The sequence below is a fragment of the Vibrio owensii genome, assembly GCF_002021755.1.
GTDB lineage: Bacteria > Pseudomonadota > Gammaproteobacteria > Enterobacterales > Vibrionaceae > Vibrio > Vibrio owensii.
In genome coordinates this window covers 1,194,930-1,215,111 of record NZ_CP019960.1, presented here as the reverse complement: position 1 = coordinate 1,215,111, position 20,182 = coordinate 1,194,930, and the positions used below count along the sequence as shown (strand labels likewise).

General features: G+C 42.9%; 17 protein-coding genes. 13 read left to right on the top strand and 4 right to left on the bottom strand.

The window, feature by feature from the left end; translation table 11 throughout:
- Window positions 1-53: 53 nt before the first annotated feature.
- The 3 genes from A9237_RS22065 to A9237_RS22055 are packed head-to-tail and all read right to left on the bottom strand — an operon-like array spanning window position 54 to window position 5,260.
- The gene (locus A9237_RS22065; protein WP_009705245.1) at window positions 54-506 is read right to left on the bottom strand and encodes an Lrp/AsnC family transcriptional regulator; all 453 of its coding nucleotides are present in this window, start codon (window positions 504-506) and stop codon (window positions 54-56) included.
- A 32-nt stretch (window positions 507-538) separates the two neighbouring features.
- Window positions 539-3,928 carry a type VI secretion system membrane subunit TssM gene (tssM, locus tag A9237_RS22060; RefSeq protein ID WP_061009535.1) on the bottom strand — a complete coding sequence of 1,130 codons (3,390 nt, stop codon included), beginning with the start codon at window positions 3,926-3,928 and terminating at the stop codon, window positions 539-541.
- 27 nt (window positions 3,929-3,955) lie between these two features.
- Window positions 3,956-5,260 carry a type VI secretion system ImpA family N-terminal domain-containing protein gene (locus A9237_RS22055; RefSeq protein WP_078609683.1) on the bottom strand — a complete coding sequence of 435 codons (1,305 nt, stop codon included), beginning with the start codon at window positions 5,258-5,260 and terminating at the stop codon, window positions 3,956-3,958.
- Between the two features lie 619 nt (window positions 5,261-5,879).
- Here A9237_RS22055 and A9237_RS22050 point away from each other — a divergent pair.
- The 8 genes from A9237_RS22050 to A9237_RS22015 all read left to right on the top strand — a co-directional run bounded on the left by A9237_RS22050 (window position 5,880) and on the right by A9237_RS22015 (window position 13,590).
- Window positions 5,880-6,479, top strand: a complete 600-nt coding sequence (locus A9237_RS22050) for a hypothetical protein (RefSeq protein WP_009705248.1) — start codon at window positions 5,880-5,882, stop codon at window positions 6,477-6,479.
- Window positions 6,480-6,488: 9 nt separating this feature from the next.
- Window positions 6,489-8,021 carry a type VI secretion system-associated FHA domain protein gene (locus A9237_RS22045; protein ID WP_078609682.1) on the top strand — a complete coding sequence of 511 codons (1,533 nt, stop codon included), beginning with the start codon at window positions 6,489-6,491 and terminating at the stop codon, window positions 8,019-8,021.
- Window positions 8,014-8,514 (top strand): type VI secretion system lipoprotein TssJ, encoded by a 501-nt coding sequence (gene tssJ / locus A9237_RS22040; protein WP_020195819.1) that lies wholly within the window; start codon window positions 8,014-8,016, stop codon window positions 8,512-8,514. Before A9237_RS22045 ends, tssJ begins: the two co-directional genes overlap by 8 nt.
- An 11-nt stretch (window positions 8,515-8,525) precedes the next feature.
- A complete protein-coding gene (gene tssK, locus A9237_RS22035) occupies window positions 8,526-9,851 on the top strand; it encodes a type VI secretion system baseplate subunit TssK (RefSeq protein WP_009705250.1) in 1,326 nt (441 codons plus the stop codon).
- Window positions 9,848-10,639 (top strand): type IVB secretion system protein IcmH/DotU, encoded by a 792-nt coding sequence (gene icmH, locus A9237_RS22030; protein WP_005449458.1) that lies wholly within the window; start codon window positions 9,848-9,850, stop codon window positions 10,637-10,639. The genes tssK and icmH overlap by 4 nt, the downstream gene beginning before the upstream one ends.
- A gap of 149 nt (window positions 10,640-10,788) precedes the next feature.
- On the top strand, window positions 10,789-12,303 hold the full coding sequence (locus tag A9237_RS22025) for a PAAR-like domain-containing protein (protein ID WP_078609681.1): 1,515 nt from the start codon (window positions 10,789-10,791) through the stop codon (window positions 12,301-12,303).
- Between the two features lie 5 nt (window positions 12,304-12,308).
- Window positions 12,309-13,058 (top strand): AHH domain-containing protein, encoded by a 750-nt coding sequence (locus tag A9237_RS22020; protein WP_078609680.1) that lies wholly within the window; start codon window positions 12,309-12,311, stop codon window positions 13,056-13,058.
- Window positions 13,051-13,590 (top strand): hypothetical protein, encoded by a 540-nt coding sequence (locus tag A9237_RS22015; RefSeq protein ID WP_078609679.1) that lies wholly within the window; start codon window positions 13,051-13,053, stop codon window positions 13,588-13,590. Before A9237_RS22020 ends, A9237_RS22015 begins: the two co-directional genes overlap by 8 nt.
- On the opposite strand, the gene A9237_RS22010 is transcribed toward A9237_RS22015, so the two are convergent.
- Window positions 13,583-14,053 carry a hypothetical protein gene (locus A9237_RS22010; RefSeq protein ID WP_078609678.1) on the bottom strand — a complete coding sequence of 157 codons (471 nt, stop codon included), beginning with the start codon at window positions 14,051-14,053 and terminating at the stop codon, window positions 13,583-13,585. The genes A9237_RS22015 and A9237_RS22010 overlap by 8 nt on opposite strands.
- Window positions 14,054-14,192: 139 nt before the next feature.
- Between A9237_RS22010 and A9237_RS22005 the strand changes: the two genes are divergently transcribed.
- The 5 genes from A9237_RS22005 (at window position 14,193) to A9237_RS21985 (ending at window position 20,041) form a co-directional block, all read left to right on the top strand.
- Window positions 14,193-14,684 carry a hypothetical protein gene (locus A9237_RS22005; RefSeq protein WP_078609677.1) on the top strand — a complete coding sequence of 164 codons (492 nt, stop codon included), beginning with the start codon at window positions 14,193-14,195 and terminating at the stop codon, window positions 14,682-14,684.
- Between the two features lie 99 nt (window positions 14,685-14,783).
- The gene (locus A9237_RS22000; protein WP_078609676.1) at window positions 14,784-15,194 is read left to right on the top strand and encodes a hypothetical protein; all 411 of its coding nucleotides are present in this window, start codon (window positions 14,784-14,786) and stop codon (window positions 15,192-15,194) included.
- 235 nt (window positions 15,195-15,429) lie between these two features.
- The gene (locus A9237_RS21995; protein WP_078609675.1) at window positions 15,430-17,586 is read left to right on the top strand and encodes a TonB-dependent receptor plug domain-containing protein; all 2,157 of its coding nucleotides are present in this window, start codon (window positions 15,430-15,432) and stop codon (window positions 17,584-17,586) included.
- On the top strand, window positions 17,580-18,119 hold the full coding sequence (locus A9237_RS21990) for a YfiR family protein (protein ID WP_005437953.1): 540 nt from the start codon (window positions 17,580-17,582) through the stop codon (window positions 18,117-18,119). Before A9237_RS21995 ends, A9237_RS21990 begins: the two co-directional genes overlap by 7 nt.
- On the top strand, window positions 18,116-20,041 hold the full coding sequence (locus A9237_RS21985; protein WP_009705259.1) for a diguanylate cyclase domain-containing protein: 1,926 nt from the start codon (window positions 18,116-18,118) through the stop codon (window positions 20,039-20,041). The genes A9237_RS21990 and A9237_RS21985 overlap by 4 nt, the downstream gene beginning before the upstream one ends.
- Window positions 20,042-20,182: the final 141 nt, after the last annotated feature.

Here is a 20,182-nt window from a genome sequence, read left to right as displayed (position 1 = left end):
ATGTATTCGCGGCTTTTTAGTCTGAAAAGAATGTTCGGCGGGAACCAAATAACTTATCGACTGATTGGTTGGTGGAGTACAACCGTCGTATCGAGTTTTTGAATTCCGCTGAAAGATTCAATTTCATTACATAGGTGGTGAATAGACTGAAGGTCCGGAGCTTCGATAAGAGCAATAATGTCGAAGCTACCACCCACAACGCTCGTCAGTCGTACCTCTGGAATCTCTTTAAGGGCACTCGTTACTTCGTTTTTCTTGCCCTTTTCACAAGAGATCAGCAGATAGCTGGCTGCTTTGCGACCCTCATTTTCGACTCGGATCTGGGCAGTGTAGCCCTTGATGATCCCAGTCTTTTCCAACCTATTGATTCTTTCTGCGACAGCAGTACGAGACAAACCGATGTTTCTAGATAGATTCGCAATTGACTCTCGTCCGTTTGATAACAGACTGGAAAGGATTTTGCGGTCTAACTTGTCTAAGCCTTGTAAAGTCATGTTTGAAATCATGTGTTCTGCCTATTCTGGTTTTTATATAGTTATTAAATCGACTCTGGGAGTGTAAAGTTATACAGCTCGGCTAGAGTGAATGGGTTTTTCTGTGTCAAAGGAGTGATACGAAGGCTCAAGTCCCTCCCAGACACTTTTATGTCACTGACGAAGCTACCGTTATGAGTGTTTGTCAGGGTTGAATCACCTAGCAATCTGTATATCGCCCACTGACCACTCTTATTAAGAACGTGCTGCTTGCCCTCGTCTGTCACATCTTGGATCGTGATACTAATGTTGAAGTCACCGTTCTGCGGCGGCCACTCCATCTCACGAATTCGGCTCGGACCGTGATAGTAGTTGATATCAGTGTCTGAAATTTTCAGACTGGCTCTGATAGCACTGGAATCAAGGTCTAATACTTTCGCACTGAACGGGATGTAAACTCGGTTTGTGCTCTTATTGATCAACGTATCGCGGATAACGTTGTAATTGCGCAATTGCACCAATAGAGCAGGGGAAAGTGGCATTGTCTCGCCATCCACCTGTTTTGGTGTCCACAAGTTTGTATCGTAAAACGGTGCGAAGTTCTTCTGAATAAACGTGTCTAACAAACCACCTGATGCAAACAACAATTCGAAGTCTTCAATCGAGATTTCTTCTGTCGCGTTTAGATCAAATGGGTATTTACCAAGCCCTAGCTCTTTAAACTTGGTGTAAATCTCGCTGTACCATTGGGTTTGAATGCCTTTTGCTGATTCTGCAATCATCACTGACCAGCTTTGCTGAACCACATCAAGCAACCAGCTGCGTACCGGCTCTGGTGACTTTTGAGCAATCTGCTTAAGTTTGATAAGTGGATCCGCTTCTGTGCTGTTCATACGGTGTTGAGCAGCGGCCAACGCAGCCATTTGTGGATCAGGCGCATCAGCAATGTCTTTCATGTAAGTACGAACACGGCTCAAGGCTGTAATGGTTTCATCCCATGGAGTAGGGGAGTTTGGTGTTTCACTGACTTGAAGTTGGTTCAACAAGTGGAAAGCTTGCTCAACACGCTTCATGAGTAGGTAATCTGGCTGCACGGCTTCTTCTACTGCTTCTGATGCCGAGTCTGCCGCTTCCGCGAGTTTCGGGTTCACTTTAGCGATTAACGCGTTCTTCTCGCCAACAGGAGAGAACTGAGTGTTCGCGTAAACTTGCTTCAGCACGGTCGTCATTGGCGAAGATGGACCTGAAATAAGGTCGATAGCGTTCGTCAGGTCACCCACATTGCTGTAGTTCTGAACTTTTAACTCACTCAGTGCGTTGCGCCAGTAGTTGATGTAGTCGTCGGTGTACTTCTTACGAACCTGAGTCTTAAACGCATCCTGCTCTTGCTTGGTTGGAATCACGTGGTTTGATAAACCTAAAACCCAGTTATCGCTGATCACTTGTTGTGACATCAAATCAACACGAGGGCGATAGAAGGTACTAAAACCTGTTGAGGTGTAAACCTTATCGATCACAAGTCGATTGTCGTCTAGCGGTTCGTTAAACACGTTGTTGAACTCAAAACCAACGGCACGTTGAAGATCGAGCGTGCCAAGGTCAATGGCATCCGCCTGGTTCAAAATGCCTGCGTAAACGAGATCTACATTGGAGTTAGCCAGTAATGAGCGACGAGTCGCGCGCACAATGTCCATGTTGATATCAACCGGTGCAAATTGAGTGCGGAAGTAGGCATCTAAGTAACGCATTGCTTGGTTAACAACATCTGGCTTGTCGCTCAAATCGTTGAGTGTTTGCAGTGTTTGGCGACGTAGAAACTGAATGTCACGTTTTGATGGGTCATTCAGCATCAAGTAGCCTTTTAGCAATGGCAACGTCGCGGCAATATCATGTTGATTGTGAGTCAACTCGAGACGGTAACCTCTCTCTACAACGGGCATAAGCTGTTGTGCGACTTCTTTAAGCAAAGCTTCGTAAGCCAGTCTCGTGCTTTGGTCTAGGCGACTGATGTTCAGTGGCAAGACTTCTTCGTCTAGGGCGCGAGAGCCTTCTAGCCAAGCGCTGTATGACGGTTGAATTGCGCGTGTTGCATTAACCAATAGCTGGTTAAAGCTTGCTTCTTGCTCTACCTGACCTTTGTCATCAATGCCAAGCAATTGGTTAATCACACGCAAGTTGCTGTCTAGTGTCGTAACAAAGAAGTAGGTACCGCCTGCCAACAAGATAACGGACGCCAACATAGCCAAATGGCTTTGACGTTGGATCAAACGCAGGTACGTTTTGTTCTCACCGGCAAAATCGCTCTCTGGCAAAATCTGAGAATCAATCAGGAAGCGAGAGAAGTAGGGCGTTTCTGTCAGTTGTGTGTGCTCTGAAGCAATGATCGGCAAATTAAAGTAATTGCTGCAGCTTTTTGCTAACAGGTTGTACTTGCGACCACCTTGTAAGCTAGAGCAGAAGAAGATCTCACGGATATCAAGAGAATAAACGCCGCTGTTCGCGTCACAAAGGCGTTCAAGTACATAACTGATTTCCGCTTGGCAAAGTTCAAATTGTTTAGGAAACGCAAGGATTGCTTGTTTCTCGTCGATATCGGTTGAGTTTGCTGATGCGTCTAATGCATTGCTTTCAAGTACTTTGACTAGATTGCGGTAACCGTCGCGGTAATACTCTGTAATGACACCTTTCGCTTCTTTCAAAGGGATAGACAAGAACTCTACACGCGTTTTAAGCGAGCTAAAATGCACGTATTCTTTGAAGCCATCCAGCTTGTCGAGTTTCGACATCATCAGGTAAACAGGCAATGCTGAAGAGGTTTTTTCACTGATGGAACTCAAACGCTGCAATAAGGCGGTGATGGTGTAATCTTTTTGCTCTGGTTCAGAAACAATCATGAACTCAAAGTCGGTAAAGAACAGGCAACCGGAAAATGGCTTTCTCGGACGGTGACGAATCACTTCATCGACAAAGGTATTCCACAGTGACGCATCGCTGCTTGACACCTCTTGGAACACGAGACGCTGATCTGGTTTGACGTAAACCGCGCTGTCAGATTCATACCATTCAAAGAAATCGTTTTTTGCAGTGCGAGAACGATCCATTGGTTTAATTGCGCTTGAATTAAACAAGAATTGACGTCGCCCAGACGCTTTATTACCAATCATAAGATAGATTGGCTTCTTGCCTGAATTAGACAGAAGAGGGCGAATCACCATCGAAAGGGCTTCTTCTTCTGTTTCTAGACGCTGAGCTTTTGAGTTGTTCTTTTTCTTAAGCCATAGTGAAAACTGGAATATAAGATAAAAGGTGGCAATGACTCCGAGACCAACCCATAGATAAAGCTTATCTGCATCTTCGAGTAAGAATAAATATACTGCTGCAAATATCGCGGCTAAAACCAGAGCCACTATGGTAGAAACCACGATCGGGTTTCTCAGTATTTTTTGTTTGAACATAAGCCTATAACTTCTTTACTTGTATTGTTATTTATTGTCGTTTGACGCAGTTTTTAGCTGATTGATTTTATATAGGTAGGTGTTCAGTAAAAGGAGGGAGCGCTCAATTTCCTTTTGCTGCGTGTTCTTTTCTGCGTATTCAATTCGACCTAGAAGTGGAAATAGCGAATTACTGTATTCATACGCTTTCTTCGAGTCTTTATCTGAATTCTGTTTAGCGACATTAGCAAATACCGTCCTAGCATAGGCAAACCGTTTGTATATGACATCGAATTCATTTTCGAAACGAGAACGTTGGTCTAAAAAATTCTCTCGAAGTTGCTGAGCAGATGACGAGTCTGGGTAGATTTCTGTCAACTCATAAGTCAATTCATCAATGGTGTTTACTTTACTTACCTTCACTGGATCGAGTGTCCAATCGGTCATCAATGTATCAAGGCGTTCTACAGTCGCTGAGCGTAAAGAAAGGCGGTGATCTTTGTTCTCAACGCTAAACGAGCCAACGATATCAGTCAGTTCTGTCAGTGAAGCGTGTTCGATATCATCTTTCAGTGTTTCGTATTGATGCTGTTTGTAAATAAAGTGAGAAGCCAATGCAGCTGTTAACAAACCAACCACAGACAAGAGTACCCATCGGCTCGATTTCTGTGGCTCGGGTTGTGGCGTTGCTGGTGGTTGTTTGGAGTCAACTTTCGGTGGAGGGGCGATTTCAACTTTAATCCCTGTTGATGGCGCTAGCACTTCCGTTTTTGGTTGCTTCGCCTCTAACGCCATGACTTCCTTGTCTTTTGCTTCCTTAATCTCTTCAATCCACTGATTCAAGATACGACGGATACGACCAAAAGATGGGGCTTTAATTCCGTAGTGAAGGCGCAACTCTTCCTCGATGCGTAAGCACAGTTGATGTGCCGCTTCGATAAGAGGAAGCTCCTCTGGTAATGCACGTTGCTTTTTAATCCGTTTCTCAGTGTATTCAACCATCCATTCGATAGCGCTGATACGGGCATTCGCTTTTGCATGCTCTGGGTAAGCGGTGTACCAGTACACGACACATAAATCGAGCAACGAGTTCAAACCTTCAACTAGGCCTTTTAAACCGTCATTATAGGTTGCTGCAACCGTAAAATAGCAGCTGCAACGAAAGTCTTTGCCTTGAGTGCTTAGAATCTTTTTCGACAGCGTTTGCACTGTCTTCCAAGAAACTCTGCCTGTTACTTTGTTAAGGTTATTTATTTGACGTTTTATTTCGTCAAAATCGTCTAAGCCATTAGGGTTTGAGCCGCTTGGATTACTTTCATCGATCGGCCTTCTAGTGAAGTCGCTGAAAAACATATTTTCCAATTCCAACTGATTATATGGAAAGTAGCAGTTGGCAAATGATTATAAATGCACTGCTATCATCTTTTTTTTGAGGGATTTTATAGGCAAAAGAAAGAAATTGAATAATAAATAATATCTAAATCAATATAATTTAACTTAGTGTGACATTCGTTCACAAAAATTGTTGATTATGTTGATTTGTTTGGCATTAGTTTAGGTGATGTGTATTCCAGTAATTGAGACAAAAAGTAAGATTAATAGATTTTTAATATTAAGCGTGGTTATGACAAAAGTTCAAAACTTGAAGTAATGTCAGATTATTAAAATTAAGACAACCTTGATTAGAGGATACTTTAATAGTGAAAACTTATCAAAGTCTTTAACATTTGTTTGTTTAAGTGATGGTTGTGTTTCTAATTAAGAACTGGCTAATTTAGTTACTTAAGCTAGATTCATTATATTTACACAATAACCCTCACCGTTTTTATGAATATATCGCTAGTGATATTGCGTTTATTTATAGGTGATTTGCCTTATTTGATGGGGCTATTTTTTACCATATTGAAAAAGCAAAGAGACTTGATATCTTTCGCCCCTGAATATAATTACAAGGCTTTCAAAGAGGGACGAAATGCTAAAACCAAGTCAAGTTGGGCTAATCTCAGCCATGTGTCTATTTTCTACTTTTGCTTTAGCGAAGGGGGAGCGATATGGCGGCTCAGTCAACATGCTGACAATCGAAAGTATTGACTATGATGAAGGTTCTAGCGGTGATGTAGACACGTTGCGATACGGTCTAGTTCATACACGTCCTATCGATGAAAACAATAATCGTTGGCGTTGGTGGTTGGGTCTTAATTACCTTGCTGAAGATGTCGACGCACCTTCAAACGGTGTTTATCAAGAAGTCACAAACTACGAGCTTCGTGTTGTTCCACAATATGCCTTGAGCTCTTGGAGCATCTTTACCCCTTACGTCGGTGCTGGACTTTCGTTCGGCTATTCACAGTATTCAAACCGTTGGAAAGTAGACCAAGACGGTTACCGTTACGAAAGCATTGAAGACATTGACCAGTTTGAACTTGGTGCGGTTGTTACTCTTGGTACCGCAATAAAACTTGGTAGCAACCCAGATGCCCATATCCAGATCATTCCTCAAGCTTCCTACATTCTTCCAGTAGTCAATGATGGAATTGGTGGAGTAGAGCTGTCCGTTTCCCTACTATTTTAAGGTTTAGCAATGCAAACACATCAGCTAGTCCTATTCATTTCAAAGTGCCCGGAGGAATACACGGGCGCTAAGCATATTGAAATGCCCGAAGGTGGTGGCTCAGTAGGGCGTGCGCCAAGTTGTACACTGCCTTTAACTGACCATAATCGTTTTATCTCTGGAACCCACTGCCTTATTAGTGTTTATGGTGACACATATTACATCAGTGATGTGTCAACCAATGGCACTATGGTAAACGGCAATAAGATCCTTAAAAACCAACCAGTTTCGATTGTTGATGGTGACGTAGTGTCCCTTGGCCAGTACGAAATTGGTGTTTCTTTAGAGCACGTTTCTGCGGCTCAAGATATTGCTGCCGATATTGCTCCTGAACGTGTCTCAAATGATCCGCTAGTTAATTTGGGTGAGGCTGTCGTTGAGGAAGACGAAAAAGTCGGTGCGTTAGAAGATCTTTTCATGGAAACGAAACAGGACGATGTAGACAGCGATGACCCTATCGCACACCTCAAGTTTTCGATGCAGCGTGAAGATGACCATCTTATCCGTGATGTCGAAAAGCCTGAGGCCGCACAAACTAAGCCAATTGAAAACACAAGACAAGTTGTGGATGATAGCTTCAGTATTCACTCTGAATTCGATATTCCGAACCTAATCCCAGAAGATTGGTTAGCTGGATCCGCCGCGAGTAATGCATCTGTTGAACCTGAAACACAGCCTCGTCGAGATAGCAGTTTTATCCCTGAAGATTTTGTTAATCCTGAGAGAATAGATAGCTCTGAAGCGTTTGTCTCTCAACCTGAGAAAGTACAACCTGAAGTACACCAATCTCGCCCGCAACAATTTGAACAACCAACTCCACCACCAGTCCAACAATCGGTGCAAAGAACAGAACCTGTTGGTCAGAAATGGGAGGAGGTAACACAAGCCTTTATTCCTTCGACGCAATCTGCTCAGCAAGAATCGAAAGTTACGGAAACCAAAGTGGGTTTCGTCAGCAATGAATCTATCACTACTGAGGAAGGCACACTTTCTTCCGACATTAGCAAAGCGTTCTACGAAGGTTTAGGGATCAATAATCCCGAATTGATCAGCAATGAAGCACTCCTGTTTAAACAAATGGGAACCTGTCTTCGTTTGTGTATCGACAACTTGCAAAAAGACCTTCATGAAGTGGAGTCACTTAAAGGTGAGCAGGGCTTAAGCGAAGCAGATTCTAACCTAGCGGAATTGATGCTGACTCTAAACAGCCAGAATCTACTGTCTCCTAATGAGTTGGTCGAACAGATGTTAGATGAAATCAACGACCACCAAATTATTTTTAATAAAGCACTCAATGAGTTGCTGATTGAGCAATCTGAAACGAATGACCCTGTCACGTTTGCAAACGACGTCGCAAGTAAATCTATGTTCACTACCAAATCAAAATTGTGGGGTGAGTATCTGGAGTTCTATGCGAATAATCGTCGCCAAATGAATGAGACATCGTTGAAAGGTTTGATCAAGAAAAACTACACCAAAGCGATTAAGGGAAGCCATGCGTAGTATTGCGATGTTGCTCGGATGTGCTTTGCTATCCGGCTGTTCCATGTGGGACCAATTTAAAGAATCAACCGGTATTACACCTGAAACGTCCTCAATCGAGTTGGTGATCGAGGCTTCTTCGGTTCTTAACGTTCGTGAAGGCGGGCAATCCTCTCCGGTTATTTTGCGCGTGCATGAACTGACATCACCAGTATTGTTTCGAAGCTTAGATTTCTTTGCCTTGTTTGAGAATGATAAAGCGTCACTGGGCGATGAATACATCAAACGTTATGAATACCAAATGCAACCGGGTGAAAAAATCCATGAGTTCTTGGAGCTTGACCCTGCGACCCGTGCCGTTGGGTTCTCGGTAGCGTTTCGCGATATTGACGGCTCTTCTTGGCGTAAAGTCGAAGTGATTGAAGAGAAGAGCGAGTACTACATCAAACTCAAGTTAGAAGGCAGTGAGTTAATTTCTGACAACACTCGCGGCATTGAACAAGTTTACTTTTAAGGAATAAAAGCATGTCTTTATACAATCCAGTTGTTTGGCAAGATGGAATGTTCATGAAGCCGCAGCACTTTCAGCAACTCGATCGTTCACAAAGTAAACTGTCGAGCATGCTGAGCGCCAATGCATCGCCTCTACATTGGGGAATTAAACGTTTAGAGATTAACTCGCAACTGCTGGCGTTGGGTAAAATTGGTATTACTCGCGCTGAAGGTATTCTTCAAGACCGAACCCCTTTTGATCTGCCACTGCTCGCTGAACTGCCAGAAGTAAAAGACGTAGATCCTTCGATTGCCGATAAAGTGGTTTACCTTTGCTGTCCGTTACCTTCTGAACGCTCTGAGCTATTCGGCACCAAGAAAGACGGCGCACGTTACACCATGGAATCACAAGAAGCGGTCGACGCTTGCTATGATTCGGAAGACATGGCAAACATCGTAGTCGGTAAGCTTAACTTTTGTTTGATGTACGACCACGAAGACAAGAGTGCGTATACATCGATCCCAATTCTAAAGATCTCAGAAGTGAAGCCAGACGGAAGTGTTATCCTAGATGAGAGCTTTATTCCGACTTGTATTGATATCCATGCTTCGACCGTACTGAACAAGTTTGCGACCGAATTTGCTTCTATGCTGAAACACCGCGCAGAGTCTATCGTTCAGCGCTTAGGTGTCGTTGACCAACAAGGTGTATCTTCAGTTTCTGATTTCATGCTGCTCCAAGCTCTAAACCGATACGAGCCATTATTCTGGCACTTTGCAAGCGCTGAAGGGGTTCATCCTGAATCGTTTTACCGCATTCTTCTTCAAGCAGAAGGAGAGCTTTCAACTTTGTGTTCGGCATCTCGTAGACCAGTTGAGTTTACCAAGTACAATCACGGCGATTTGACCAGCTGTCTATCGCGCACACTGGATAGTGCGAAGATGACATTAAGTGTGATGTCTGAGCAGCGTGCAATGCCACTCACGTTGAGAGACCAAAACTACGGCATTAGAACGGCAGCGATTCCAGACAGCAAGATCATTGATACAACAACCTTTATTCTTGCGGTTAAAGCCGATGTTACTTTGGATGTGCTTCACACCCAGTTTGTTAGCCAAACGAAGATCGGTTCTATCGATAACATTCGTGACTTGATTAACCTTCAACTGCCGGGTATCGAGATCAAACCAATGCCAGTTGTACCTCGAGCATTGCCTTACCATGCGGGTTACACCTATTTCGAACTGGATAAGACAGGCGAAGAGTGGGCGGCACTGAAAAACACTGCTGCGATAGCGGTTCACGTAGCCGGCGACTTTGCTAACTTGTCGTTGCAACTATGGGCTGTTCGTCTATGAGTTATGCAGAAACCGACGTCACCGTAGTCTTATTCCAACCAGAGCCTGGCAAACCGATGGAGGTGATGCCAGCGCCTGACTTATCTCGTAACATCGCGGTACAAGACTTAAACATTGAAAACATGGGCATCAACCCTTTGGTCGATCAGTTCTCTTGGTTGATCGCCAGTTTGTCTTGTATGTCCTCAATTCCTTGGCTCGATGACCCAATGCCGTTTCGTGAACAAGTGGCTCGCGAGATAAGAAAAGGTGAACGTAAGCTCAATGAAATGGAATTGGATCGCGCATCCATCTTGGTCATCCGATACTGTTTGTGCGCTGCGATTGATGAATCGGTTTGCCGACAAGAGTGGGGGGCTAACAGCCATTGGAGCCAGAACAGTTTGTTGTCAGAGTTCCATAATGAGACCTCCGGCGGTGATAAGTTCTTCGTTATTCTCGAGCGCTTAAAAGCAGACCCACGCAAATATCGTCACGTTATCGAGTTTCTGTATTTACTGCTTCAACTTGGCTTTCAGGGCAAATACGGCCGTGAAGAACGCGGTAACGAAAAGCTCGCAGAAATCGGCAATACCATTTATCGCTTAGTACGTGACGAACGTTTGGCAGAGCAAGAGAAAGTCTCTCTCGTTAACCTTAAGGCCAAATACCTCAAGAAACCGTTAAAAAGGGTGATTTCACCCAAACTGATTTTAGGCATCAGTGCGATAACCTTCGCGATCATGTATGCCGCGACCTACATCGTTATAGATTTAAAGTTCCAGCAATTGCTTGAAGTGTATCGATAAACAGAAGATCTCGAAATGAGATCTTCTGCCAGTTTTAAGCTTTATCGTGAATTTCACTGGCGGGTTAGTGAAATTCACTAGTCATTTAGAGAGATTGCAATATGCGATCTCTTTTATTATTCAATCAACAAAATTCAAATGGATTGGTTATGGGCGTAACAGTTGGTGCAAATGGACTTTCGATAGTTCATAAAGGCTCAGGTGGTGAAGCGAATGCAACGCTCCCAGATGTTTGTTTAACGAAGGTCGGCAAGCCGATCGTTCCTATCCCTTACGGTAACAATGCAAAGTCAGCAGACCTTGCTGGTGGCACTACGACTATCTCTATGGATGGCGGTAACAGTGTCGCAATCAAAGGCAGTACATTCTCAAAAAGTACCGGTGACGCGGGCGGCGATAAAAAAGGCGTCGCATCCGGCACGATAGAAGCCGAAGCAAAATTCATTTCAGCCTCACCAACGGTTAAGTTTGAAGGCAAGGGCGTATGTCGTCTGTCTGACCAAATGACCATGAACAAAGCCAATACCATGTGTCTTGGCGGCGCTCAAAACCCATCGGTTTCTGTTACGGAAGATCAGGAAGGGACGTATACGGTTGATTTGTACCTCTCTTACTCAGACGGTGAACCCGTTCAAGGCGCAACTTACACTCTCACAGATCAATCTGGCGCCGTATTTGAAGGAACACTAGACAACAACGGTAAGGCTTCGGTCGGTGGCGTTGCTCCGGGTGAGTTTGCCATAGAGTACGGCGAGGACAGCCGAGACTTTATGCCGAATGTTCCAACTAAGACCAATCCGAACTTTAATCCTAGTGCTAACGCTCAACTGATCATTGAAGAAACAAAGAAAGGCGAAGTTGGTTTCTGGGAAAATGCTTGGACGCGAATGTCTGGTGCCGCCAGTTGGATTTGGGGCGTGATTCTTGGTGATTTCAACGATGATGCTTCCGTTGAGCAGATCATCGCCAATACGGCGCTGACGATGATTCCTGTTGTAGACCAAGCCGCTGACGTGCGCGATTTATCTGCGAACATTATGACTTTGTTGACTGAAGAAGAGCGCGATAAGCCTGAAAACTGGTTAGCTCTTTCACTTACTCTTGTCGGCTGCGTTCCTACATTTGGTAGTGCAGTCAAAGGTACGTGTAAAGTTGCGCTAAAAGGCGGCAAAGGGACATCAAAAGATACTTTGTTAGCTGTTTTAAGAGGTATGGGTAAAGGCGATCCAGAAAAATTTTTGCGCACATTAGATTGGATGGATTACGCCAAGCAAACCAGCCAGATTGTTAGCGATGTTCTAAAACCTTGTATTGAAGTGGCAACGGAGTTGGCTTCATACGCAAACAGAATGGGCGCAGATGAGCTTGGTGCGTATTTCTTGAAGTTAGCGGATGAGGTAAAAATCATCGATAAGATGGTACCGGACAAGCTTAAAGAAGCGATGGGCGAGTTTGATGATCTTTTTGCTCGTATCTTAGGTAAGGGTGAGAAAACCTATCCAGCAAAAGTAAAACACAATACAGGTGAGTCTGCTCAGTCAGGAAAGAACTCTGCGAAGGCGAATGAAGAAAAAGATAAAAACTCTGGCCGATGTAAAATATGTAATAAGGAAATAGGAAAACTTAAAACACAGTGTATCGGACATAAATTAATAAAGGCATAAATATTATGGGTAAATGGAATAAACTGACGATAAGTAATCTTAGTCGACATCCAAAAAAGGCTGTGGGATTTAGGTCGTTTAGTGAAAACTGGGCTCCTATTTGTGAAATGTTTGGAAATTCAATTCATTCTCACCCATGGATTACCAACTCTACAAACAAAGATTTGTCGGTAAAAGTCTTAGCTCCCCATCATATAGTTTCTATATCGTCCTTAAACTATATAAATAAGAATTACAAGAAGATACTACGCAGATCTCTATATAATGTTAATCATCCAAAGAATATACTGCTGCTACCTGCACAAATAGAAGCAATGGCTTGCGAGTTGAGAGTTCCTTATCATATTGGTAATCACCGAGAATGGGGGACAGTAGATACTGTAATTCCTAAAGAAAATGTAAAAAAAATAAAAGAGAAAAATAGAGGTACAGATATTTCTGAGGGATATCACTTTTTAGTCAATGGCAAGGTTAGAAAGGAAATTAAGAAAATAATGAAAAAATGCAAAGACTATAAATGTCAAGAAATAGTTGACGCAATAGATAATTTATCAAAAACAATTTCTAATGATATTACAGTCGGTACCATCAAGTTAAATAAGAATGGTGCAGACTTTTTGGAAGATGGATTAGGTTGTGGAAGGGAGAAATGTAATAGTGATAGAAACCATAATTTTTACGTCTCTCCTCACACTGTAAAACAATTGGCCATGACTGGAACTAGACTAAAAACGGCGTACGAAATCTATGGTTAAAGAGTTATTTGAAGTTACAGAAAACTACATTACAAGTGATTTTCATTTTCAAGAGTCCGATCAAAGAACTTTTCAACTAGTGTACGATGAAATTACTTCATATAATAACAAGTTGGTTATCTATTCTACTTCTGAGATAAATGATGACAAGATGAAAAGCATATATCGTTATGCTGATGGTTTTATCGTTAATGAGGAAAGTGCCAGAATTCTGGCTTCTTTAGATATTTATAATTTGTCAATTACACCTATATTAATTAAGGATGGAAAAAAAGTTGTTGAGAACTACTTTTATATGAAGGTTCACTCCGTAATAAATTGTCTAGACAATGAAAATTCAATATTTTATAGAGAAGGCGATGCATTCTCATTACAAAGTATAACTGTCTTGTCAAACCGAATAAGCGAAAAGGATAGAATATTCTTCATTGATGATGATTATTCTATCTTGATGGATAAGGAGATTGTATCTCTTCTCCTTAAAAACAATGATCTAGTAGTAAAAAGCGTGAGTTTGAATGAACTTACATAGTCATGTTTTCTATGCTTTCATTAGTTTTCATAGATGAGTTTTTGATATCTAATAAGCTAGGTTTGGTCAGTGATGGAGAGTCAGCGCTGCTAAATGAAGGAGTTATGCAATACTCATAACTTCCATCATCTTGTTGAATTTTAATTATGTTATCTCTTAACGTTATAGTACTATTTTGATCAAACTCTAAGGTGAAAATACTATTTATGATTAGATGATCTTCAAATTCAGTTACAGCACAACTAATGACATTAAAGTGGTCTACAATATAACCGTCAATCATGTCAATTAAGTCGAATTTAGGTATGTCTGACTGGTTTGGAGTGAGCTTAACGTAAGGAGTAACAACCTGTTCATCTGTTAGTTTAAGATCAAGATACTGTTCATCTAAAAAATAGTCTTGTATATGAGATTTTTTTACTTTGTACTCAACTTCAAATTTAAAACACTTTACTTTAATCATGATTTATTTCCTATGGTGGTTTATAAGATATTTAATCATTTTTAAGGTTAAAATGGAAGCGTTTGCTGGCATCGTATAAATTTTTAAGATCAATTAGTTTTCAACGATTAGCCGCTTCACTAAGTTTAGGAAATAAATTATGAAAGAAAAATATGTTATTTTAACGAAGCAGACGTTAACTAACTTCCCATTCCAGCAAAGCCCTAAGCCAATAGTGCCAGTAGAGCCTGATCTGCTTTTGGAAATGACTTTTTCTCCGAAGCTATTTATCATTAGTGATATTGCGTCAAAAGTAGAGAAACTAGTCGTACATGGAGTAGAGTGGTTAGACGCTCGCGTGGATTGTTCTCCAAGCCAGCCATCTGATGATGAAATTAAAGTTTATGAAGATTATCGTATGCCTTACATCCATCAAACTTATAAATTGACGGATAAAGCAAAACAATACGGCAAGTTAAACTGGCTAGACATTGAATCAACAGAGTTTGACTTCTCTAAATTAGAAAATATCCCCTTAGAAGAACGATTGATATTTAAACTAGAAGAAGATTTTGGCTTAGTTTTCATTCACCAAAGTGTGATTGACCTTCTTAAAAAAGACGTCAAGGACGTTTGGGTTAGGGATGTATAATAAGCGCCGAAAGGCGCTTTTTCTTTTATTCAATCGGATACTACTCTAACAAATAAAAGATGAGAACGTGGCTAATGAATCCACAGTGGTTAGGACATAATGAATAGAACAACGAAATTAACTTTGTTGTTGGCGGCGGCAACATCGGTCGTCGGCTGTCAAACAATGCCGAATCAAACACTGACTTCTACGGCAACTCAAGAAACTATAGAACATGCGAAAGCCGAACTCGATGGGCAGCGTTTCTACAAACTTAATGAATATGACCAAGCGATTGAGGTTTCTGACGATGGGACCATTGTATTCAAGTCTTACTTACCTCGTAGCGGCGGTTACGAATGGGTACCTGTAGTCATTCAGGACAGCAGTTTTTATGTGTCATGCGACTATTTCCGAGAGTTTGTGGATGCTGGAATGGTAGTGCAGGCACAGTTTGTCGGTAAAGGTGGGCGTATTGAATACTATGATAAAAAACGCTGTGAAGAGTACGGCGAGCCCGTTTGGAATTAATACGTTTTTATTAAAGCGCCTGTCGGCGCTTTTTACTTTCTACCCCCAACACCGACCATCTGGGACATCAATTAATCGTCTCGACAAAAATAACTCAGCGTAATTGGCGTTGGTTTAAAATGAACCACACTAGGGCAAATGGTACACTGTACTCATATAGATACACTGTAATTTAACGTTTGAACCTCTTCCCCCAAATACCATTTTTTGCGTTCAAACGTTGAGAAATACCCCTATGCGTTTGTCGTTAAACCTCGTGATTGCATCCACGTTTGGAGTTGTTGCTCCTGCCTCTGCTAACTATGATCTAGATTCTTTACTCGAAATGCCATTGTGCTCCTTGGCTGAAACCAAGGTTGTTTCGGCCACTCGAACCTCGCAATCCCTTGCAGATACACCCGCGTCTGTATATGTCATTACCGCAAAAGAGATTAAACGCTCTGGTGCGCGTTCTGTGGCTGATGCGTTATCTTTGGCACCCGGACTGCATGTCGCGAAATACTCCAATTACGATTGGGGTGTCACCGTGCGTGGCAACAACGAAACCCTGAACAATAAAATGTTGGTCATGGTTGATGGTCGTAGTGTGTTTAACCCGATGTCTTCTGGTGTGGATTGGGATTTAATCCCCGTCAGTATGGATAACATTGCTCAGATCGAAATTGTACTCGGTCCAGTTGGCACAGTATGGGGCGGCAATGCCGTAACCGGTGTTATTAACGTCATCACAAAAGAGGCAGAGGGTGCGGCAAAAGGGAAGGTGTCAGCCAGTTTCGGAAACTACGATTACAGTGAATATCAGCTCCATCATGCGGGCTCTGCGGGTGAATACGCAAACTACAGTCTTTACGGCGAGTTCGTAGATCACATGCCATGGACCAGCGATGAAGCGCGTGTACAGCCGTTTCAGCATTTCAATGTGTATACCGAGCGATTCGGTGGTCGTTTGGATTATCAGAAGCATGAACATACTTTGAGTGTTCAGGCTGGTGGGATTCGCTCACGTGAAGATTACAACTGGGGTAACTTCCAACCGCATTTCATCATGCCAGGTGCAGAGCCTATGCGTTCTTTTGAAACCGAAATGACGATGCAAGAGTACTTCGTTGGGGGCCATCATATTTTTGATCGCGCCAATGGCGACAGTTGGGAAAACGAAGTTTGGTTTACCTACAGCTCTAACGACAGTACTCATGCTAATGCCCAGTTTTTCAGAACCGACCTTGATTCACATTACACTTTCTCTGATTTATGGGGTACCGAGTTAACCCTTGGTGGCAACGTACGCCTGATTGATGAGCAATTTGGCACCTTTTCAAAGCGTGATGAGGTCACTATGCCTTATTTACGTGTAGCGGAAGATCCTGATTTTCTTAACCAGTCTTACGGCGTGTACATGAACTGGAATATTTCCGTCATGGACAAGACCAAGTTAACGCTGGGCAACCGTTGGCAATACAATAACCTGACTCATGATATCGATCCGCAACCGCAAGTTCGCTTGAGTTATGAACTTGCAAGCAACCAAAGAATTTGGGCAGGTTGGGGCAAAGCAATAGTGACGCCGTCACGCCTTGAATTGAGTACTTATCTGCGTGAAAACCAATACATGCAGAACGTAATGTTCAGCGATAACAACTATTACGATTACTACTACAGTACGTTGCTTAAAGGCAATGAAGATCTGGATGTCGAGTCTGTATCTACGTATGAACTTGGTTATCGTTTTTGGGATGAGCATCGTTTGCAATTCAGCATCGGTGGCTTTTACACCCGACACGAAAACATTCGCGTTTATAAAACTGAATCTGCGGCTCAAAACATTATCGCGGATGGCTCATCTCCGGGAACTATAGGCACTGTGGTGGAACAATATACATCTAAGCTGATTGACCCGATATGGAGCGAAAGTTTTGGTGGTGAAATCGCTGTGAAATGGCAACCCCGTGATGATCTCCAAATTAATGCTAACTACAGTTACAAGCGAATTGTTGGTCATTGTGAAGGTACCATTTGCTCAAATAATGATGCTGTAAAACGAATGATTGAAAATGAGCCAAACCACTTTGTGAATGCGCAAGTAATGTGGGACATCACGCCGCAATGGTGGGTAAGTGTCAGTGGTCAATATGTTGCTGAATCGAAACTGCATGAAGATTATGAGTCAGCATTGAATCCAGTGTCAGTTGCCAATAAAGACTACAACTGGCCTGAAGTCGTTTCCTTTGATGCATCTCTAAGCTGGCAGTACAACGATTGTATGCCAGAGATTACCGCATCGGTCGAGAACTTAGGGGCTGACCAAAGCAAAGAGTTTCCTAACAATTACAACTCTTTTGCAAATGGCACACAGTATTGGTTGACGCTAGTTTGGGATTACGCCAGATGGTGAGACGATTCGAGAAGAGTTCAGCCTTTAAATGGGGCATAACCTTATGGGCATTGCTAAGTGCAACATTCGCGTTCGGCCAGTATGACGATGCCGATTTAAAAGCTGTCTACTTGTACCGATTTGCTTTACTCGCCGATTGGGGGGCAACAGGCAAGTCTATTGCGCCTGTAGAATATTGTGTGTCTGAGGGTGACTCCGTCGCTGAGCATTTAAAACGCATTGTTGCTCGCAAGCCTCAGCTCTCTCGTTACTATGACCTGTCAAGCGATGTAAAGCCGAGTACTTGCCATATTCTTTATATTCCACAAGCGAAGCCTTCCCAGATTGAAACGCTGAGAGAAACTTACCCTCATTCGCTGTTAATCAGCAATGGTGAACAGTTTGTTTTGATGGGAGGAATGGTTGCATTTGTGAAAGTCAATAACCGTATCCGCCCTATGGTGTCGCGCGGACATGTGGCGCCCACTCAAGTACAGCTTCGTGCACAGTTGCTCAGTATTTCGATTCTAGTCGAAGATGAGGTGGTGCCATGATTCGCTCTCGTCTCGCTCGATTGCCACTGCGTCACAAAATGATGCTTCCAACTTGGCTTATGATTACCCTCATTGTGATAGGTCTTGGCACGCTTGCTATTCAATACTTAGTCCTAGCTCAAGAGAGTGCGTTAGAGCGTCGTACCAATATTCTTGGTCAAGGGGTTGCGAATACACTTCAAGCAGCATTGATGTTTGACGATTCATACACCGCGAAAGAGCAACTGATTAACCTGAGTTTTGACCCTGATGTGATTTCAGCGCTAGTGGTGAATCAACATGATAAAACCATCGCATCGATTGAAGATCTACCAAAAGGCTGTGAATGGCAGAGCCGTACCTTGAAGTGCTCGCACCTTAATGTTGTGATGCGTCATTATGATGTGGTCTTAGGTGATGAAAAGCTTGGCGCGTTAGAGATTTGGGTATCGTTAGAAAACTTACTCATCAATGAGCGCAAGATGTGGTTATCGCTTGGCGTTATCGTGCTGCTGCTGTCTATGTGTGCATGGGCGTTGGCGAAGCTGCTGCATTCGCTTATCTCGTTGCCGCTTTTGTCTTTACATCGCTCTGTAGAGCATATGAGTAAAGTCGGGGTGATTCGTAAAGCATTGCCTGTTTACCACCAGGATGAAGTAGGGAAGCTGACAGAGTGCTTTAATGAAATGACCATGAGCTTGGCAGAACGTGAGTCTCAGGTCGCGCAGGTTCTAAAACGTGTTGAGGACAAAAACCGTTATATACACAGTGCGCTCGATGCAATGCAACGTTGCGTTCTGGTGGTTTCTTCAAGTCATAGGGTTACGTACTTTAACCCGATCGCGTCTAAAGAATTACGAGGTATGGAGGTAAACTCTGAAATCAGACGTTTGCTCGTGAGCCGCTTTGAACCTCTGTCAAAAATTGAGCGAGTGATGTTTGCCATCGACACGCACACGACCGTAAAAGGTGTTGAAGTTCGCAGTTTGGATAAGACCAAACGTTATCTCATCTCTTGTAATCCAATGGACACGGAAAAGAGTAGCCTGATTCAGTTGCAAGACATCACGGAGCAAACGCTTTCCGAGCAACGCCGTAAATTACTGGATCTGATGTTCGATCAAAACCAAGACGCAATCTTAGTGCTTAATCGAGCATTGGGCATTCAAACTCAAAACCACGCCGCGACACAATGGTTTGGTGAAGTCGATGCATTAAAAACGTTAGAGCTTTTATCGCCTTTTGAAGTCACAAAGGCCGTCAAACTGCGATTACTCAAAACTGGGCACTACAAGACGCATGTAGAGCTCAAAAACCAACAAGGGCGGGTGATGCCTTGTGAGTTGAAAGTACGTGTATTGAAGAGTGAAACGGGCAGAGCAGAAGCCTTTGTGGTTTCCTTTACCGATCTCACCATTGACATTGAATTGAAGCGTTTGAACTACCAAGCGAATCATGACCCGCTCACTGGGCTTGCGAACCGCTCCAAAGCAATGCGCCGTCTGCAAGAAAAGCACGATGTCGGTGCTTCTCAGCATATCTTGTTTGTCGACTTAGATGGATTTAAAGCCGTGAATGACAAATATGGTCATGCGATAGGCGACCAACTGCTCAAGGTCGTTGCTCAACGCTTGATGAACTGCGTCGCTCGCAGAGATTTAGTTTCGCGTTTAGCTGGTGACGAGTTTTTGATTGCTGTAAGGGATGCGACAAGTTGTGAGCCTATTGCACAACGCATCATAGAAAGTTTATCCAAGCCATTTCAGTTTGGTGACGTAACGTGTGACATCTCTGCCAGCATCGGTGTGAGTTATTGGTCGAGAGAAGACGGTTCGACATTGGACGAGAAAATCAATGAAGCCGATATGGCGATGTATCTAGCCAAGAATAACGGGAAAAATCAGTTTCATTGTCTTAATGAAATAGCATGTCTGGTTGAATAATCATCAAGTCCACACTTAACTAGTGTGGCCTTTTTTTCATCACAAGCTGGTGTCTAATTATACTTTTTTGTTTATTGTGACGCACGTTATGCTGTTTATTTGTTGTGCAAACAGTTTCGTGTTGATGATGAGATGGTCTAC

Excerpts from the sequence above, each read along its gene's own strand:
- A9237_RS22055 (WP_078609683.1), bottom strand. The coding sequence starts at position 5,260 with ATGTTTTTCAGCGACTTCACTAGAAGGCCGATCGATGAAAGTAATCCA.
- tssM (WP_061009535.1), bottom strand. The coding sequence starts at position 3,928 with ATGTTCAAACAAAAAATACTGAGAAACCCGATCGTGGTTTCTACCATA.
- A9237_RS22015 (WP_078609679.1), top strand. The coding sequence starts at position 13,051 with ATGGTTAAAGAGTTATTTGAAGTTACAGAAAACTACATTACAAGTGAT.
- tssK (WP_009705250.1), top strand. The coding sequence starts at position 8,526 with ATGTCTTTATACAATCCAGTTGTTTGGCAAGATGGAATGTTCATGAAG.
- A9237_RS22025 (WP_078609681.1), top strand. The coding sequence starts at position 10,789 with ATGGGCGTAACAGTTGGTGCAAATGGACTTTCGATAGTTCATAAAGGC.
- A9237_RS22045 (WP_078609682.1), top strand. The coding sequence starts at position 6,489 with ATGCAAACACATCAGCTAGTCCTATTCATTTCAAAGTGCCCGGAGGAA.
- A9237_RS22050 (WP_009705248.1), top strand. The coding sequence starts at position 5,880 with ATGCTAAAACCAAGTCAAGTTGGGCTAATCTCAGCCATGTGTCTATTT.
- A9237_RS22000 (WP_078609676.1), top strand. The coding sequence starts at position 14,784 with ATGAATAGAACAACGAAATTAACTTTGTTGTTGGCGGCGGCAACATCG.
- A9237_RS21990 (WP_005437953.1), top strand. The coding sequence starts at position 17,580 with ATGGTGAGACGATTCGAGAAGAGTTCAGCCTTTAAATGGGGCATAACC.
- icmH (WP_005449458.1), top strand. The coding sequence starts at position 9,848 with ATGAGTTATGCAGAAACCGACGTCACCGTAGTCTTATTCCAACCAGAG.
- A9237_RS21995 (WP_078609675.1), top strand. The coding sequence starts at position 15,430 with ATGCGTTTGTCGTTAAACCTCGTGATTGCATCCACGTTTGGAGTTGTT.
- A9237_RS22005 (WP_078609677.1), top strand. The coding sequence starts at position 14,193 with ATGAAAGAAAAATATGTTATTTTAACGAAGCAGACGTTAACTAACTTC.
- A9237_RS22010 (WP_078609678.1), bottom strand. The coding sequence starts at position 14,053 with ATGATTAAAGTAAAGTGTTTTAAATTTGAAGTTGAGTACAAAGTAAAA.
- A9237_RS21985 (WP_009705259.1), top strand. The coding sequence starts at position 18,116 with ATGATTCGCTCTCGTCTCGCTCGATTGCCACTGCGTCACAAAATGATG.
- A9237_RS22020 (WP_078609680.1), top strand. The coding sequence starts at position 12,309 with ATGGGTAAATGGAATAAACTGACGATAAGTAATCTTAGTCGACATCCA.
- tssJ (WP_020195819.1), top strand. The coding sequence starts at position 8,014 with ATGCGTAGTATTGCGATGTTGCTCGGATGTGCTTTGCTATCCGGCTGT.
- A9237_RS22065 (WP_009705245.1), bottom strand. The coding sequence starts at position 506 with ATGATTTCAAACATGACTTTACAAGGCTTAGACAAGTTAGACCGCAAA.